The sequence below is a fragment of the Streptomyces sp. NPDC001507 genome (genome assembly GCF_042894765.1).
In the GTDB taxonomy this organism is placed as follows: domain Bacteria; phylum Actinomycetota; class Actinomycetes; order Streptomycetales; family Streptomycetaceae; genus Streptomyces.
In genome coordinates this window covers 206,422-221,381 of record NZ_JBIAVV010000007.1, presented here as the reverse complement: position 1 = coordinate 221,381, position 14,960 = coordinate 206,422, and the positions used below count along the sequence as shown (strand labels likewise).

Sequence of the window (14,960 nt, the reverse complement as noted above, 5' to 3'; positions counted from 1 at the left end):
ACCCAGGGGAGCGGATCATGCCCTCGCGACAACCAGGCCGACGAATCTGGGGCGACAGAGCCTATCCTCACCTTGCGGGCGACCAGCTGGCCCGGCTTTTCGAGTTCGGCGTTCCGCAGAACATCTCCGCAGGGCAGTTTGTATTCCGTCTGGGAGATGACAGATACGACCTGGTGGTAATCGAAGAAGGTCAGCTTGAAATCCTCAGGGAGGCAGGGCCTGGTTATCCCCAGGAGGTGATTGTCACCTTCGGACCCGGAGAATTTGTCGGTGAGCTCAGTATTCTCACGGGACAGTTCGTGTATCTCCCTGCCCGTGCTGCCACGGATGGCCGTATCTATCGAATTCCACCCGACCGCTTCCGGTTGCTGATGGAAACCGAGACCGCACTGTCCGACATCCTGCTCACCGCTTTCAGGGCTCGGCGTGAGATTTTGATGGAGTCCGCCTCGCACACCATTGAGGTCATCGGAAGCGCTTCCTCCGCCGAGTGCCTGGCGCTGCGCTCGTACCTTGAGCACATGGCACTTCCGTATCGCTGGGCGGACGATGCGACGCCAGACGGGTCGCTGCTGATGAGGCTCGCCTCGCTCACCGCAGGTGATTTGCCCGCCGTCCTCCTTCCGGGGCACTCACTGCACAACGCTACGCCCGGAAGCCTGGCGATGAATCTGGGACTTTCACATGAAGGAATCAAGGATGAGGAGATAGATCTGGCCGTCATCGGGGGTGGTCCTGCCGGGCTGGGTGCCGCGGTCTATGGATCTTCAGAAGGGCTCGGAACTGTCCTGCTTGATGCCGTGGGCCCTGGAGGTCAGGCAGCAGCGAGTTCCCGCATCGAGAACTACCTGGGATTCCCCAACGGAATCAGTGGCGCCGAGCTGACCCGCCTCGCCGCCGTACAGGCCCTGAAATTCGGATCTCGCCTCTACTCACCTTCGCGTGCCGTAAGCCTCCAGCCCCTCGCCGACCGGATTCGGATTTCCCTGTCCGACGGCACGGATGTTCACGCACGCGCCGCTATAATCGCTACCGGCGCCCGCTACCGATCCCTTCCGATCGCCCGCTGGAAACACTTCGAAGGGGCGGGAATCTATTACGCTGCCACCGAGCTGGAAGTCCGCTCGTGCGCGGGCAGATCGGTGTCCGTGCTGGGAGGTGCGAACTCTGCAGGGCAGGCGGCCCTGTTCCTGGCCGGTAAATCAATTGCAGTCGACATCATCCTGCGACGCGACACCATCACGACCCGCATGTCCTCCTATCTTGCTCGCCGCATCCTTGCGGATCCGCGCGTCACCGTGCATACGTCGAGCGAAGTGACCGCACTCGAAGGGGAAGACTCCCTGGAGGCCGTCAGGATCCGAAATTCCGCTTCCGGCGTCGAGCGTCTCCTCGAATGCAGCGGGCTTTTCTGCTTCATAGGTGCAACACCGGCAACTGATTGGCTGAATGCAGCCTGCGCGGCCGACAAGGACGGATTCATATATACCGATGTGCACATTGCTGAGGAAAATCTGGGGCCGTCCTGGCAGGAACTGCAACGTTCCCCACTCCCCTTTGAAACGAGCATTCCCCGCGTCTTTGCTGCCGGCGATGTACGACATGGGTCGATCAAGCGTGTCGCCGCCGCAGTCGGCGAAGGGGCCTCTGCCGTTTCTTCCGTTCACCGGGTCATAGAGGTTCCCGGGGTGCCCTTCTGAGGGCGGGGCGTACAGTTCTCTCATGGCCCGGCCTCGACAGTTTGACGACGAGGAAGTTGTCCGGGCTGCTCGCTACCAGTTCTGGTCCCACGGTTAAGACCGAACCTCGGTCGACGATCTGAGCGCCGTCACAGGCTTGGGACGCGGAAGCCTGTCGGGGCCTTCGGAGACAAGCACGCCCTTTTCCTGCGGGCTCTGGACAGCTACAACAGCGACGCGATCGGAACCTTGCGTTCGGCTCTGCGCGGCCCCGGACCGGCCCTCCCGCAGCTGGAACGCTTCGTACGCGGCGTCTCCGAAGTGATCAGCAGGGACGTGGCGCGGCGCGGCTGCATAATGGCCAGGAGCGCCACGGAACTCGCCGCGGTCGACAAAGCCGTGGCCAAGCGGATTGCCGCGACTGTCCGCGGAATGCACAGCGAGCTGTCGGACTGCCTTGCCCGGCCCCAGGAGGAGGGCTCGCTGGATGCCGCGGCGGACACGGACGGGCTCGCAAGCCTTCTCCTTTCTGTGCTGCGGGGACTGGAGGCCCTGGGCAGGGCGGGAGCCGCAGCGGAAGTTGTCACCGGCGCTGCCGAGCAGGCCCTGGCCCTTCTTCCCCCGCGTGTCCACGAACGAGCTGGCACCGGGCCGGCCGGAGGACCGTCCAGCACGTTCGGCACCGTGACCCGATCCTGTTCCGTGCCAGGGACTCAAGGTGCCACCAGGTCGTGGCTGTCCTCTATCAGCTCCCGAATCAGTTCGTCCGGGACATCGCCGGCCAACGAAACGTTGACCCAGTACCGTTTGTTCAGCTTGTACGCCGGGTGCACTGCCTCGAAGCGGTGCCGCAACTCGGTGACCCGCTCAGGATCGGCCTTGACTGTCACCTGGTCGTCCGGGAACTCATGGCCACTGAGGATGGCAAACACCTTGTTGTTCGCCACTGTCTTGAACACCACGCGGTCCGGGGCGAACGGACGCGACTCGCTTACTCCGGCGAAGGAGAGCGCCAGCTCCCGGACGTCGTCCACGTTCATGGCAATCTCGCTTCCATAACTGACGTTGCAGGATTCCTTCCTTGCAGCAGCGGCTGCTAAGGGCGGACGAGGACGGTGCCGACCTTGCCGGGCTGCACCGCGTGCTTCACGGCGGTGGCCAGCTCGCCAAGGTCGTACGTGGCGGCCACGTCGAACTGGTCCTGGAACGCCAGCGCGATCAGCGTCGCGGCGACCGCGTCCGATGCCCGCCTCTCGGCGGATGCCTCCAGCAGCCACCGGCCGAGGGTCGCGCCGCGCACTGTCAGCGCCCGGTGGAGCACCGTCGAAGCATGCACCGAGATCGGCTCGTCGGCGAGTTCCCCGTAAATGACCAGCCGGCCTCCGGGCGCCAACAGGTCCAGAAGGCTCTCCGTCAGTTTTCCGCCGACGGGGTCGAAGGCCACACTGAGCGGGCGTCCGCCGGCCGCCTTGCGGACTACGTCGGCCCAGCCCGGATTCTCCGTGGCCACGACCGGGACGTCCGGGAACCGCTTGCTCAGCTCGGCGGCACCGCGGTCACTGCGGACGACGTTGACCAGGCCCACGTTGTGGTACCGCATCACGCCGGTCACCAGCCGCCCGACCGACGAGCCGGCGGCGGCCTGCACCAGATAACCGTCGTATCCCAAGGCCGGGTGCTGCTCCGCCTCACGGCGCAGCATCACCGCGGTGAGCGGGTTCGTCAGCATCTGCGCGGCGACCTCGTCCGACAGCTCGTCGGGCACGGGGACGACCGTCTCGGCGTCCGCCAGGATCCATTGTGACCATCCCCCCGGCAGGGGAAAGACTGTCACCCGGCCGCCGACCTCGACGCCCGGAGCCACGCGTGTGTCCGGGCCGACAGTCTCCACCAGGCCGGTCGCTTCCACGCCGACCGGCACCGGCTCCGCGGCTGCCGTGGGGAAGGCGTCGAGGCCCAGGAGATCACCGGGGTGGACCGGGAAGGCCGTGGTGCGGATGAGGACCTGGCCGTGCGCGGGTGCTTCCGGTTCGGGCTCCTCGATGACGGTCAGGACCTCGGCGGGTGTCCCGCTGCGGGTCCAGACGACACGGCGGTTCATGGTTCTCCTCCTGTGCGCTGGTGCGTATAGGGCTTGGCCGGGGCGTCAGCCGACGTCCATGAGCAGCAGGTGCTTCGCGCTGAGCGGGCCGCCGAGCTGCATCAGCCGCCCGCCTTCCCCCAGGGCGCCGAGATCCAGGGCGGCGAATCCGAATTCGTCGAGCAGGCCGGCCACGGCCGCCTTCGCGTCGGCGTCGTCGCCCGCGTAGAAGACCACCTGGCGGCCTTCCTCGTGCTGGGGGTCCGCGGCGATGAACGCGGCGAACAGGCTGTTGAACGCCTTCACGATCCGCGCGCCGGGCAGGCGCTGGGCGATCCACTCGCTGCCCGTGAGGTCGCCGACGTCGTAGCGGCCCCGCCAGGGGTTGGCCGCGGCGAACTGATTCGTCGTGTCGACGACGATCTTCCCGGTCCAGTCGGCAAGGCCGGTCAGGTCCGGCACCGCGGAGAACGGCACCGCGAGGATGACGAGCTCCGGCTGCGCCGCCTCCTCGGCCGACACCGCGTGGGCCTTCGGCCCCAGCTGCTCCACGACTGCCTTGAGTGTCTCCGGGCCCCGACTGTTCCCGATGAGTACCTCGTGTCCGTGACGGACGGCCTTGTCGGCGACGGCCCGGCCGATCTCTCCCGCGCCGAGAATGCCGATGGTGCTCTGTGCGGCCATGCTGCCCCTCCTTGATCGTGTGTCGGGGGGTCGGGCCGGCGCCCCGGCAGTGGCTGTGTGATCGGCTCCGGTCGCTTCCTGCCGGGGTGGTCCCGGCCTCGTCGGCAGGTCCGCCGGCGCCTACGCGCGATGGGGGTTGAAGTCCAGGAGGACCTTGCCGTTCTCCCGGAAATACGCGAGTGCCTCGGGAAAGTCCGCCGCCTTGTAGACGGGCGCGGAGGGCAGGACGAGTCTTCCCTCCGAGACCAGCCGCGCGGACTCCGCGTTCAGAGCCGGAAGCCGGGGAAGGAACTCGTCCTGGTACATCCAGAATTCCGTCGTGGTGATGTTCTTCGTCCCCAGTACGTCGGGATCGGGTGTGAACGGCCGGCCGCTCAGATACCCGTAGATCGCCAGCAGCGCGCCGTCGGTCAGTACGTCCAGCAATAGTGCGGTCGCCGCACCGCTGACACCGTCGAGGCCGAGCAGCACCGGATCGGATCCGATGGCTTCCCGCACGCGCGCGCCGGCGTCCGCCGAGTCGACAACCACGATGTCTGCTCCGAGGTCATGGAGTTCGCTCACGAGTTCCGCGCGGCGCACGATGTTGATCGTGCGCAGCCCTCGTTCCTTGGCGAACAGAATGACCGACCGGCCCACCCCGCTGTTGGCCGCGTTCTGCACCACCCAGGAACCGGCCGGGAGGTCCCGCAGGCCGACCAGGAGCCCCGCACTGACGGGATTGATGGTGAGCATCGCTGCCTGTTCAAGACTGATGGACTTGTCCACCACGGTCAGGTCTGCTGCCTCGGCCACGACCCGCTCGGACCAGGAAAAGACGCCGAAGGGAAGCAGGACCCTCTCGCCGGGGCGGACCTCGATGACGCCGGGCCCTACGGACGCGACCGTCCCGACGCCCTCGTTTCCGATGGCTGTCGGCAGCTCAGGGCGTACGGGATAGACACCTTGCGCCAGGAGAAGGTCGTGGTGGTCGAGCGGGGCGTACTCGACCTGGACCAGCGCCTGTCCGGCGGTGGGAGCCGGGGGCTCGGGCACGTCCACCACCTTCAGGCTCTGCTCCGGCTCCCCGAACTGCTTGAGGTGAATGGCGAGCATGGGACGGCTCCTCGCTTCGTCGCTTCGCCGAAATGTGAGGCATCGCCTCGGATGCCGACGGCCCCGTCCCTGAGGAATTCCACGGCTGTATCCAGCTCGGTAATGCCGCTGCCCGTGAGATGTCCGCTTCTCCCTCGATGTGGCTCACCCGGAGACCCGCGACGAGCACAGCACGCCGGCAATCCGCCACGCCACCTCACGGGCCGCATGGTTCGGATGGATTTGTACCTACCAGTAAAGAACCCGGACGGGGGCATTGCAACCGGAGAGCCACTTACCCTGCCCGGTCTCGCAGCCGGCTGAACAGATCGTCTCCCGGACGAGCCTCCAGAGGGCGGGCAGCGTGGCTCAAGCTCGCCGACCGGCCGCGGGAGACGCAGGGAGCCGAGCTCAGGGTGGCCGTTCAGGAGGCCAGTCCCGCCCGCAGCCGCCGGTCGCGCGGGGCATGGGTGCGGTCGAGGCGGGCGTCCAGGAGCCGCCGCGCCGCCTCGCAACGTCCGTCCGACACCAGGGCGTACAGCAGGGTCTCCTCCACCACCTCCCGCTGGGCCGCGCTGCCGCCGACCCGGCGCAGCACCGGCAGCAGCGCGTCGAGCCCCCGGGCCGCCTCCCGGAAACGTTCCTCGACGAGCGCCGCGAACGCCTCGCACAGTGGGGCGACCACCTCTCGCTGCACCTCGTCGGCGCCGGCGGCGTGATCCCGCAGCCGGCGCAGCGCGGCCAGGTCCCCGGCGGCGGTGAGGGCGACGGCCGCGTGCAGGGCGGTGAACGCGGTCTGCGGCCGCTCCAGCACGTCGCGCTGCACCGCCTCCAGCACCCCCGCCACCGGGAAGTCGCCCTGCCAGCTGTCGCTCACCCTGGCCCGCCACAGCAGCGACCCGGAGTCGACGAGAGCCCGTACGCCGCTCACCACCCGGCCCGGCGCGAGCTGGGCGAACCAGCGTCTGCGGACGGCGTCCGGGTCGTCGAGGGCGAGTTCGTGCAGCGCGATGTGCCAGGAGAAGTGCGCCCGGTGCACCGCCCCGCGGCCGCGCCCGGACACCCAGCCGTCGAGCCAGTCCCGGCCCGCCTCGTGCGCCCCGGACTCGTAGTGGACGTGCGCCAGGGCGTGCACCGCGTGCCCGGAGGCCGGCTCGGCGGCCAGCGCACGGTGGGCCAGTTCGCCCGCCTCGTGCAGCCGCCCCTGCTCCTGGCGCAGGAAGGCCAGCAGCGAGGTGTGGAACCAGTGCCCGTCGTACGCGGGCGAGGTCAGGTCGAGCAGCCGGAGGGCGTCGTCGTCCTGCAGGTCGCTGACCCCGGAGAACGCGATGGTCGGCACGGCCGCCGCGAGCGCCAGCGCGTCGCCCCGGTGCGCGCGCAGATGCCGTACGAGCGCCTCGTCGCCGTCGTCACCGGTCACCCGGCGGGTGATCACGTCCACGAAGGACCGCTCGCGTTCGTCCGCGCGTTCACGGGCGCTGCGCTGGGCGTCGGCGAGGGCGCGCGGCACGTCGACGGCGGCGGCGCACTCGTGGCCGAGCAGGGCGAGGGCCGCGTGGCCGAGCGCGAAGCCGGGGTCGAGGGCGACCGCGCGGGCGAAGGCGTCCTCGGCGCCCGAGCGCACCTTGAGGACCCGGTCCAGGCCGCTGCGGTAGGCGGCGGCCGCGTCGGCGTGCGTGGACAGCGGCAGCCCCTGCCCGTCGACCGGCCGCCGCGAACCCCGCCGGCGCGCCGGGAGGGGCAGCAGCCGCTGGGCCAGCTCGGCCGCCTGGACGCGGATCTCGGGGATCGCCGTGGTCTCCCACAACTCGCCCCGGCGCGGGGCACCCAGGGTGAACAGGGGCCCGGTGAGGCGGCCTCGGGCGTCGGCGAGCTGTCCGTCGTGGGTGGCCACGCCCATGCCCAGCGGGCCGGGGACGGCCAGCCCTGCGGCGAACAGGGCCTGCCACACCGGGGTGTCGGGACGGCGCCCCGGGCCGGTGCAGTCGAGCACCCAACCGACGTGCAGCACCTGTCCGTTGGACAACTCGACCGCGAGGGAGCCGTCTTCGGTGTCCGTGGCGCGCAGCACCGTGCCGGTGTGGACGTGCAGGCGCCGCGCGGTGCGGGCGCGGGAGACGTGTTCGGCGGTGGCGGGGGCCATGCGGTGGCGGTGCGTGTTCCACAGGGCGCCCTCGCGGGCCAGGAACTCCTCGCGCTCCTCCGGGGTGAGGCTTCGCCACAGCCGGGCGGTGTGCGGGCGGAGGCTGTCAAGGCCGGGGCGCCAGTCGCCGTGGGTGCGCACCGAGCGGCTCACATGGCGGTAGACGGCGCGCCGGAGCCGGCCGAGCGAGGTGTCGTCGAGGCCGTCGGGGGCGGTCATGGTGCCGGCCGGGCCGAGGGCGTGCGGCTGGGGCAGCAGCCCGCTGCGGGAGAGGGCGTGCACGGTGCGGCCGGGGCGGTCGAGGGCGAGGTCGACGGCGGTCAGGCCGGTGCCCACCAGGAGGACGTCGTCGAGGCTGTCCCGTACGGGGTCCAGGACGTCCGGCGCCCAAGGGGTGCCGACGAAGCGGGGCGAGGTGCGCAGCGCGGGCGGGGCCCAGCCGGCGCCCGCCCCGGCGGGGCCGGTGGCCAGGACCGCGCTGTCCACCGCCAGGGGTCCCCCGTCGGCGAGGTGGAGTTCCACCCGGCCGTCGGGGGTGCCGGTACAGCTCTCCGCGAGGGTGCGCAGCCGGCGTACGGCGACCGTGCCGTGGGCGCGGACGACGGCCTGGCCGAGGGTGTCGGCCAGGTAGGCGCCGTAGCGGTAGCGGGTGGCGAAGTCGGCGCCGGTGACGGTGGGTTCGCCGTGCCGGCAGAGCCAGCGGACGAAGTGTCCGGGGTCGTCGGGGTAGGCGCTCATGTTGCCTGCGGGCACGTTGAGCCGGTGCCGGGGGTCGCGGGTGGCGTAGGCGGTGCCGCGGCCCGCCTCCGGGGCCGGGTCGATCAGGACGAGGTCGAGCGGAGTCCGGCGGCGGTGCGCCGTCTCGCAGAGCTGGACGGCGGTGAGGGTGCCCGCCGCGCCTGCTCCCACGATGGCCACGGTGTGCCGCTTGCGGACGTCGGTCACGGAATACCTCCGGCGGGGTCGGCTTGCTGCTTCTTCACTATTCCGATCGGGTAGGTGGGGAAGCCAGGCCGGGCAGGTGATCTCACCGGAATCTCAGTCCGCCGGTCGGGCGTTCATACTCTGTTCACGATCGGAGGGCGGGACAACCCGGGTTCCGGCCGACTCGCCCCCGGTCCGCGGCGGTTCGGCCGCGACTGCGGAGGGTGACGTCACCACTCCTCATCGGAATCTCAGCGTGCACGCCCGTGATTCAAAGGAACCACCCATACAGACGACGCAGGATGCCCTGACACAGGTGGGCAAGTCAGGAAGGCGTGTCGTGGGCGTCCAGCACATATCGAACGGGTCCGGACGACAGTCGGGGACGTGGTCCCGGCGCGGGATCCTCACCGCTCTCGGCGCGGTGCCCGCGGGAGCGGCGCTGGCCGGATGCAGTTCCTCCGCGGACGCCTCGGCCGCCACCGACGGCAAGGGTGCCACGGCCTCCGTGAAGTCCGCGGCCAAGAAGGCGACGATCACGGTCACGCCCGTCTCCGGCACGAAGAAGGCCGAGTTCACCACCCCGGTCGTGGTCACGGTCGCCGACGGCACGCTGGCCTCCGTGACCGTCGCGGGCAACGACGGGTCGACGCTGTCGGGGACCTTCAACGACGCGAAGACGAAGTGGACGTCGGCGAAGAACCCGTACTCCGGCACGAAGTACACGGTGACGGCGAAGGCGCAGGGCGCGGCCGACGAGACGGTGGCCACCTTCACCACCAAGTCCCCCGGCGAGACGTTCATCGGCTACTTCACGCCGGAGGCCGACTCCACGTCCGGCGTCGGCATGCCGGTGTCGATCAACTTCACGCACGCGGTCGCGGACCGCGCGACCGTGCAGAAGGCGATCACCGTGACCGCCGAGCCGGAGGTCGAGGTCGTCGGGCACTGGTTCAGCGACACCCGGCTCGACTTCCGCCCGGAGACCTACTGGGCGTCCGGCACCAAGATCACGCTGAGCCTGGACCTGAAGGACGTGGAGGGCTCGGACGGTGTCTACGGCGTGCAGTCCAAGGACGTCACCTTCCACATCGGCCGCGCGCAGATCAGCACCGTCGACCTGTCCGCCAAGGAGATGGTCGTGAGGCGGGACGGCGCCACCCTGGCCACCTACCCCGTCTCCGGCGGCAACGCCCAGCACACCACCTGGTCCGGGATCATGGTGATCAGCGAGCGGTTCAAGCAGACCCGGATGGAGTCCTCCACGGTCGGCCTCGGCGACGAGTACGACATCTCCGACGTCCCGCACGCCCAGCGCCTGACCACTTCCGGGACCTTCGTGCACGGCAACTACTGGGCGTCCACCGCGGTCTTCGGCCACGAGAACACCAGCCACGGCTGTGTCGGCCTGCACGACGCCAAGGGCGCGAGCGACTCCTCGGTGGCGGGCTACAAGTTCTACGAGAGCTCGATGCTCGGCGACGTCGTGATCGTCAAGAACTCCGGCGAGAAGACCGTCGAGGCCTCCAACGGCCTGAACGGCTGGAACCTGTCCTGGGCCGACTGGAAGGCGGGCAGCGCGGTCTGACGAGCGGCCGACTTCACAGCGTGAACTCCCGTGAGAAACGAGGAGATTCTTTGTTTTAACTCTTGACGGCCACAGACACGGAGAGCACATTGGGCGCACTTTGAGAGCGCTCTCAAACGGTCTCGGCAACTCCCGGCGCTCTCGGAGGCACACCCGCGCACCCCCCTCCGTACCCGAGAGGCACCCCCATGAGTGAAACCTCCGGTATACCCCCTGCGGACCACAGACGGCGGCGCCCGCTGCGCCGTGCCCTGCTCGCCGCGCTCGCCACCATGGGCCTGGCGGTCGCGGCCGCCACGACCGCCACCCTGCCCGCCAACGCCTCGGCCCCCTCCGTCCCGTCCGGCTGGAGCCAGGTCTTCCTCGACGACTTCAACGGCTCGGCCGGCACCGGCGTCAACACCTCCAACTGGCAGTACGACACCGGGACCTCCTATCCCGGAGGCGCCGCCAACTGGGGCACCGGCGAGGTCGAGACGATGACGTCGTCCACCTCCAACGTCGCCCTGGACGGCAGCGGCAACCTGAAGATCACCCCGGTGCGGGACTCGTCCGGCAACTGGACGTCGGGCCGGATCGAGACCACCCGCACCGACTTCCAGCCCCCGGCGGGCGGCAAGCTGCGCGTCGAGGCCCGCATCCAGATGCCGAACGTCACGGGCAACGCGGCCCTCGGCTACTGGCCGGCCTTCTGGATGCTGGGCGCCCCCTACCGGGGCAACTACCAGAACTGGCCGAGCGTCGGCGAGCTGGACATCATGGAGAACGTCAACGGCATCAACAAGACGTGGGCGACCATGCACTGCGGCACGGCCTCGGGCGGCCCGTGCAACGAGACGACGGGGCTCGGCAATTCGACCGCCTGCCCCAACACCACCTGCCAGGCCGGCTTCCACACCTACACGATGGAGTGGGACCGCTCGGTCAGCCCCGAGGCGATCCGCTTCTACGTCGACGGCGTCAACTACCAGACCGTGACGGCGAACCAGGTCGACGCCACCACCTGGGCCAACGCCACCAACCACGGCTTCTTCGTCATCCTGAACGTGGCGATGGGCGGTGGCTTCCCCGCCGCGTTCGGCGGCGGCCCGACCAGCGCCACCGAGTCCGGCCACCCGATGGTCGTCGACTACGTCCAGGTGCTGTCGGCCAGTGGGAGCGGCACCACGACCCCGCCGACCGGCAACCGTGACGCGTACAGCGCGATCCAGGCCGAGTCGTACGACAGCCAGTCCGGCGTCACCGCCGAGACCACCACCGACACCGGCGGCGGCCAGGACATCGGCTACGTCGCCAACGGCGACTGGGCGCTCTACAAGGGGGTGAACTTCGGCTCCACGGCGGCCACCCAGTTCTACGCGAGGGTGGCGAGCGGCGCGGCCTCCGGAGTGAGCGGCCAGGTCCAGGTCCGGCTCGACAGCCCCTCCAGCTCCCCCGTCGGCAGCTTCTCGGTCGCCAACACCGGCGGCTGGCAGACCTGGACGACGGTCCCGGCCAACATCAGCTCGGTGACGGGCACCCACGACGTCTATCTGACCTTCAGCAGCGGCCAGCCGGCGGACTTCGTGAACGTGAACTGGTTCGACTTCGGTCACTGACGACCGAGTGGTCGCATGGCGCCGGAGGGGTCTCCCTCCGGCGCCGTCGCCGTGTCAGCGCAGCTCCGCCCGGAACGCCACCGGTGTCTGCCCGGTGTGCAGGTGGAAGAACTTGGAGAAGTTCGCCGCGTCCGGGAAGCCGACCGCCGCGCCGACCCGGCCGATCGGGAGGTCGGTGTGGGCGAGGAGGCGCTTGGCCTCCAGGACGACCCGCTTGTCGATGAAGCCCTTGGGGGTCTCCCCGGTCGCGGCGCGGACCGCGCGGACCAGGGTGCGGCGGGAGTAACCGAGGCCGTCGGCGTAGGCGCTGACGCTGTGGTTGGTGGCGAAGTCCTTCTCCACCGCGTCCCTGAAAAGGGTGAAGGTCGTGTCGGCCTGACTGCGTGCCGCCTCCGCCGAGGTGGCCGCGAGATGGGCGAGGCGCAGGAGAAACGCCGTCAGGGAGTGCCGTAGCACCGAGGTGTGCAGGCTCAGGGGGAGGGTCTCGGTGTCCTCGTACTCGCGCTGCAGGTGGGCGAGCGACGCCTGGAGCGCGGCGAGCTGCGGGGCGTCGGGGCGGAGCAGGGGCGGCAGGTCGTAGCGGTACAGGCCGGTCGCCTCGACCGTGGCCCGCGGGAGGAATCCGGGCTGCATGGTCAGGACGGTTCCGCGGTACTCGCAGGTCCGCGAGAAGCGGTGCACCTGCCCGGGGCGGATCCAGAGCAGGTCGCCGGCCCGGGCCTCGTACGCGGCGAAGTCGATCATGTGGCGGACCGGGCCCTCGGTGAAGAGCATGACCACGTGGAAGTCGATGCGGTGGACTCGCTCCAGCGGGGCGTCGGCGTGCCACAGGCGTTCGGTCCCCATCGGGCCGACCTGGATGCCGACGCCGCCGACGCTCAGATCCACCGGGAAGGGGAAGGTTCTGATTCCGTCACCGTCGCCTGCCCCGTTGGGCGTTCTGTCCGCCATGTCCTTCTCGTGCCGTCCCTGTCGAAGATCCGTGTCCCACTTTCACCACAGGCTGACACACCCCGACCTTCCCTCCCAAAAGTCAGACTTTTACTTTTGAACGCGTCAGGTCAGCCAGAACGCTTCGAACGAGGACTTCTTGAAGATGAGCACGCAGACATCGGTGGGCGTCGCCGACGACGGCTTCGAGTGGACCGACCTCGACCGGCGCGCCGTGGACACGGCCCGCCTCCTCGCGGCCGACGCGGTACAGCAGGTCGGCAACGGGCACCCCGGCACCGCGATGAGCCTGGCCCCGGCCGCGTACACGATCTTTCAGAAGGTGATGCGCCACGACCCGGCCGACCCCGAGTGGACCGGCCGGGACCGTTTCGTCCTCTCCCCCGGGCACACCTCGCTCACCCTCTACACCCAGCTCTTCCTCGCCGGGTACGAGCTGGAGCTGGACGACCTCAAGGCCTTCCGGACGCACGGGTCGAAGACGCCGGGCCACCCGGAGTACGGCCACACCGCCGGTGTCGAGACCACCACCGGGCCGCTCGGCCAGGGCGTCGCCAACGCCGTCGGAATGGCGATGGCCGCCCGCTACGAGCGCGGTCTCTTCGATCCCGAGGCCGCCGAGGGCACCTCCCCCTTCGACCACACCATCTGGGCGATCGTCTCCGACGGCGACCTGGAGGAGGGCGTCTCCGCCGAGGCCTCCTCGATGGCCGGCCACCAGAAGCTCGGCAACCTGGTCCTCGTCTACGACGACAACCACATCTCCATCGAGGGCGACACCGCGACCGCGTTCTCCGAGGACGTCCTCAAGCGGTACGAGGCCTACGGCTGGCACACCCAGCGCATCGAGCCGACCGCCGAGGGCGACGTCGACGTGCACGCCCTGTACGCGGCCCTGAAGGCGGCCCAGGCCGAGACCGGGCGGCCGTCCATCATCGCCATGCGCACGATCATCGCCTGGCCGGCCCCGAACGCCCGGAACACCGAGGCCTCCCACGGCTCCGCGCTCGGCGCCGACGAGGTCGCCGCCACCAAGCGCGTCCTCGGCTTCGACCCGGAGCGGAGCTTCCAGGTCGACGCCGACGTCCTGGCCCACACCCACCGCGCCCTGGACCGGGGCGCCGAGGCCCACGCGGCCTGGGACAAGCGGATCGCCGAGTGGCGGTCGGGCAACGCGGAGCACGCGCGGCTCTTCGACCGGGTCGTGGCCGGCCGGCTCCCCGAGGGCTGGGAGTCCGAGATCCCCGTCTTCGAGGAGGGCAAGGCGGTCGCCACCCGCGCCGCCTCCGGCAAGGTCCTCCAGGCGCTCGGCCCGGTGCTGCCCGAGCTGTGGGGCGGCTCGGCCGACCTCGCCGGCTCGAACAACACCACCATCGACAAGACGTCCTCCTTCCTGCCGAGGGGCAACCCGTTGCCCGAGGCGGACCCGTACGGCCGTACCGTCCACTTCGGCATCCGCGAGTTCTCGATGGCCGCCGAGATGAACGGCATCGCCCTGCACGGCAACACCCGCATCTACGGCGGCACCTTCCTGGTGTTCTCCGACTACATGCGCAACGCCGTCCGCATGTCGGCGCTCATGCAGCTCCCGGTGACGTACGTCTGGACGCACGACTCCATCGGCCTCGGCGAGGACGGCCCGACCCACCAGCCGGTCGAGCACCTGGCCGCGCTGCGCGCCATCCCGGGCCTGAACGTCGTCCGCCCGGCCGACGCCAACGAGACCGCGGCGGCCTGGGCCGAGATCCTGAAGAGGCACGCCACGCACCCGGCCCCGCACGGGCTCGCGCTGACCCGCCAGGGCGTGCCGACGTACGCGCCGAACCCGGACGCGGCCAAGGGCGGCTACGTGCTGCGCGAGTCGTCGACCGAGACCCCGGAGGTGGTCCTGATCGCCACCGGTTCCGAGGTGCACCTCGCCGTCGAGGCCCGCGACCTCCTGGAGGCCGAGGGGACCGGCACCCGCGTGGTGTCGATGCCGTCCGTGGAGTGGTTCGAGGAGCAGCCCCGCGAGTACCGCGAGAGCGTCCTGCCGCCGGCCGTGAAGGCGCGGGTCGCCGTGGAGGCCGGGATCGGCCTGACCTGGTACCGCTTCGTGGGCGACGCCGGCCGGATCGTCTCCCTGGAGCACTTCGGTGCCTCCGCCGACGCCAGGACCCTGTTCGCCGAGTTCGGCTTCACGCCCGAGAACGTGGCGGCCGCGGCCCGCGAGTCGCTCGCCGCCGCCCGTACCGCCTGA

10 protein-coding genes and 1 pseudogene are annotated in these 14,960 nt (G+C 70.0%); 5 read left to right on the top strand and 6 right to left on the bottom strand.

What is annotated here, in order from left to right:
• The first annotated feature begins 17 nt into the window (after positions 1-17).
• Together ACFY0K_RS23580 and ACFY0K_RS23575 are read left to right on the top strand one after the other, a co-directional pair.
• Complete coding sequence (locus ACFY0K_RS23580; protein ID WP_390641514.1) at positions 18-1,700, top strand: FAD-dependent oxidoreductase; 1,683 nt, start codon at positions 18-20, stop codon at positions 1,698-1,700.
• A 300-nt stretch (positions 1,701-2,000) separates the two neighbouring features.
• Positions 2,001-2,183: pseudogene (locus ACFY0K_RS23575) on the top strand (TetR family transcriptional regulator C-terminal domain-containing protein); the annotation flags it as partial.
• Positions 2,184-2,392: 209 nt separating this feature from the next.
• On the opposite strand, the gene ACFY0K_RS23570 reads toward ACFY0K_RS23575, so the two are convergent.
• The 5 genes from ACFY0K_RS23570 to ACFY0K_RS23550 form a co-directional block, all read right to left on the bottom strand.
• Positions 2,393-2,719 carry an MmcQ/YjbR family DNA-binding protein gene (locus ACFY0K_RS23570; RefSeq protein WP_390641513.1) on the bottom strand — a complete coding sequence of 109 codons (327 nt, stop codon included), beginning with the start codon at positions 2,717-2,719 and terminating at the stop codon, positions 2,393-2,395.
• A 56-nt stretch (positions 2,720-2,775) separates the two neighbouring features.
• Positions 2,776-3,780, bottom strand: coding sequence for a zinc-binding dehydrogenase (locus tag ACFY0K_RS23565; RefSeq protein ID WP_390641512.1), 1,005 nt, complete (start codon positions 3,778-3,780; stop codon positions 2,776-2,778).
• 45 nt (positions 3,781-3,825) lie between these two features.
• Positions 3,826-4,551 (bottom strand): NADPH-dependent F420 reductase, encoded by a 726-nt coding sequence (locus tag ACFY0K_RS23560; RefSeq protein ID WP_390641743.1) that lies wholly within the window; start codon positions 4,549-4,551, stop codon positions 3,826-3,828.
• Between the two features lie 12 nt (positions 4,552-4,563).
• Entirely contained in the window at positions 4,564-5,538 is a 975-nt protein-coding gene (locus ACFY0K_RS23555; protein ID WP_390641511.1) for a zinc-dependent alcohol dehydrogenase family protein, read from the bottom strand.
• A gap of 403 nt (positions 5,539-5,941) precedes the next feature.
• A complete protein-coding gene (locus ACFY0K_RS23550) occupies positions 5,942-8,605 on the bottom strand; it encodes an FAD/NAD(P)-binding protein (RefSeq protein ID WP_390641510.1) in 2,664 nt (887 codons plus the stop codon).
• A 319-nt stretch (positions 8,606-8,924) separates the two neighbouring features.
• Between ACFY0K_RS23550 and ACFY0K_RS23545 the strand changes: the two genes are divergently transcribed.
• Positions 8,925-10,172 (top strand): Ig-like domain-containing protein, encoded by a 1,248-nt coding sequence (locus tag ACFY0K_RS23545; protein ID WP_351959375.1) that lies wholly within the window; start codon positions 8,925-8,927, stop codon positions 10,170-10,172.
• Between the two features lie 188 nt (positions 10,173-10,360).
• The gene (locus ACFY0K_RS23540; protein ID WP_390641509.1) at positions 10,361-11,770 is read left to right on the top strand and encodes a glycoside hydrolase family 16 protein; all 1,410 of its coding nucleotides are present in this window, start codon (positions 10,361-10,363) and stop codon (positions 11,768-11,770) included.
• Positions 11,771-11,824: 54 nt separating this feature from the next.
• On the opposite strand, the gene ACFY0K_RS23535 is transcribed toward ACFY0K_RS23540, so the two are convergent.
• Positions 11,825-12,721 carry an AraC family transcriptional regulator gene (locus ACFY0K_RS23535; protein ID WP_351959373.1) on the bottom strand — a complete coding sequence of 299 codons (897 nt, stop codon included), beginning with the start codon at positions 12,719-12,721 and terminating at the stop codon, positions 11,825-11,827.
• Between the two features lie 145 nt (positions 12,722-12,866).
• Between ACFY0K_RS23535 and tkt the strand changes: the two genes are divergently transcribed.
• A complete protein-coding gene (gene tkt, locus ACFY0K_RS23530) occupies positions 12,867-14,960 on the top strand; it encodes a transketolase (protein ID WP_390641508.1) in 2,094 nt (697 codons plus the stop codon).

Bases quoted from the DNA above. Each gene is read 5' to 3' on its own strand.
- ACFY0K_RS23580 (WP_390641514.1), top strand. From the start codon at position 18: ATGCCCTCGCGACAACCAGGCCGACGAATCTGGGGCGACAGAGCCTAT.
- ACFY0K_RS23570 (WP_390641513.1), bottom strand. From the start codon at position 2,719: ATGAACGTGGACGACGTCCGGGAGCTGGCGCTCTCCTTCGCCGGAGTA.
- ACFY0K_RS23565 (WP_390641512.1), bottom strand. From the start codon at position 3,780: ATGAACCGCCGTGTCGTCTGGACCCGCAGCGGGACACCCGCCGAGGTC.
- ACFY0K_RS23555 (WP_390641511.1), bottom strand. From the start codon at position 5,538: ATGCTCGCCATTCACCTCAAGCAGTTCGGGGAGCCGGAGCAGAGCCTG.
- ACFY0K_RS23540 (WP_390641509.1), top strand. From the start codon at position 10,361: ATGAGTGAAACCTCCGGTATACCCCCTGCGGACCACAGACGGCGGCGC.
- ACFY0K_RS23535 (WP_351959373.1), bottom strand. From the start codon at position 12,721: ATGGCGGACAGAACGCCCAACGGGGCAGGCGACGGTGACGGAATCAGA.
- tkt (WP_390641508.1), top strand. From the start codon at position 12,867: ATGAGCACGCAGACATCGGTGGGCGTCGCCGACGACGGCTTCGAGTGG.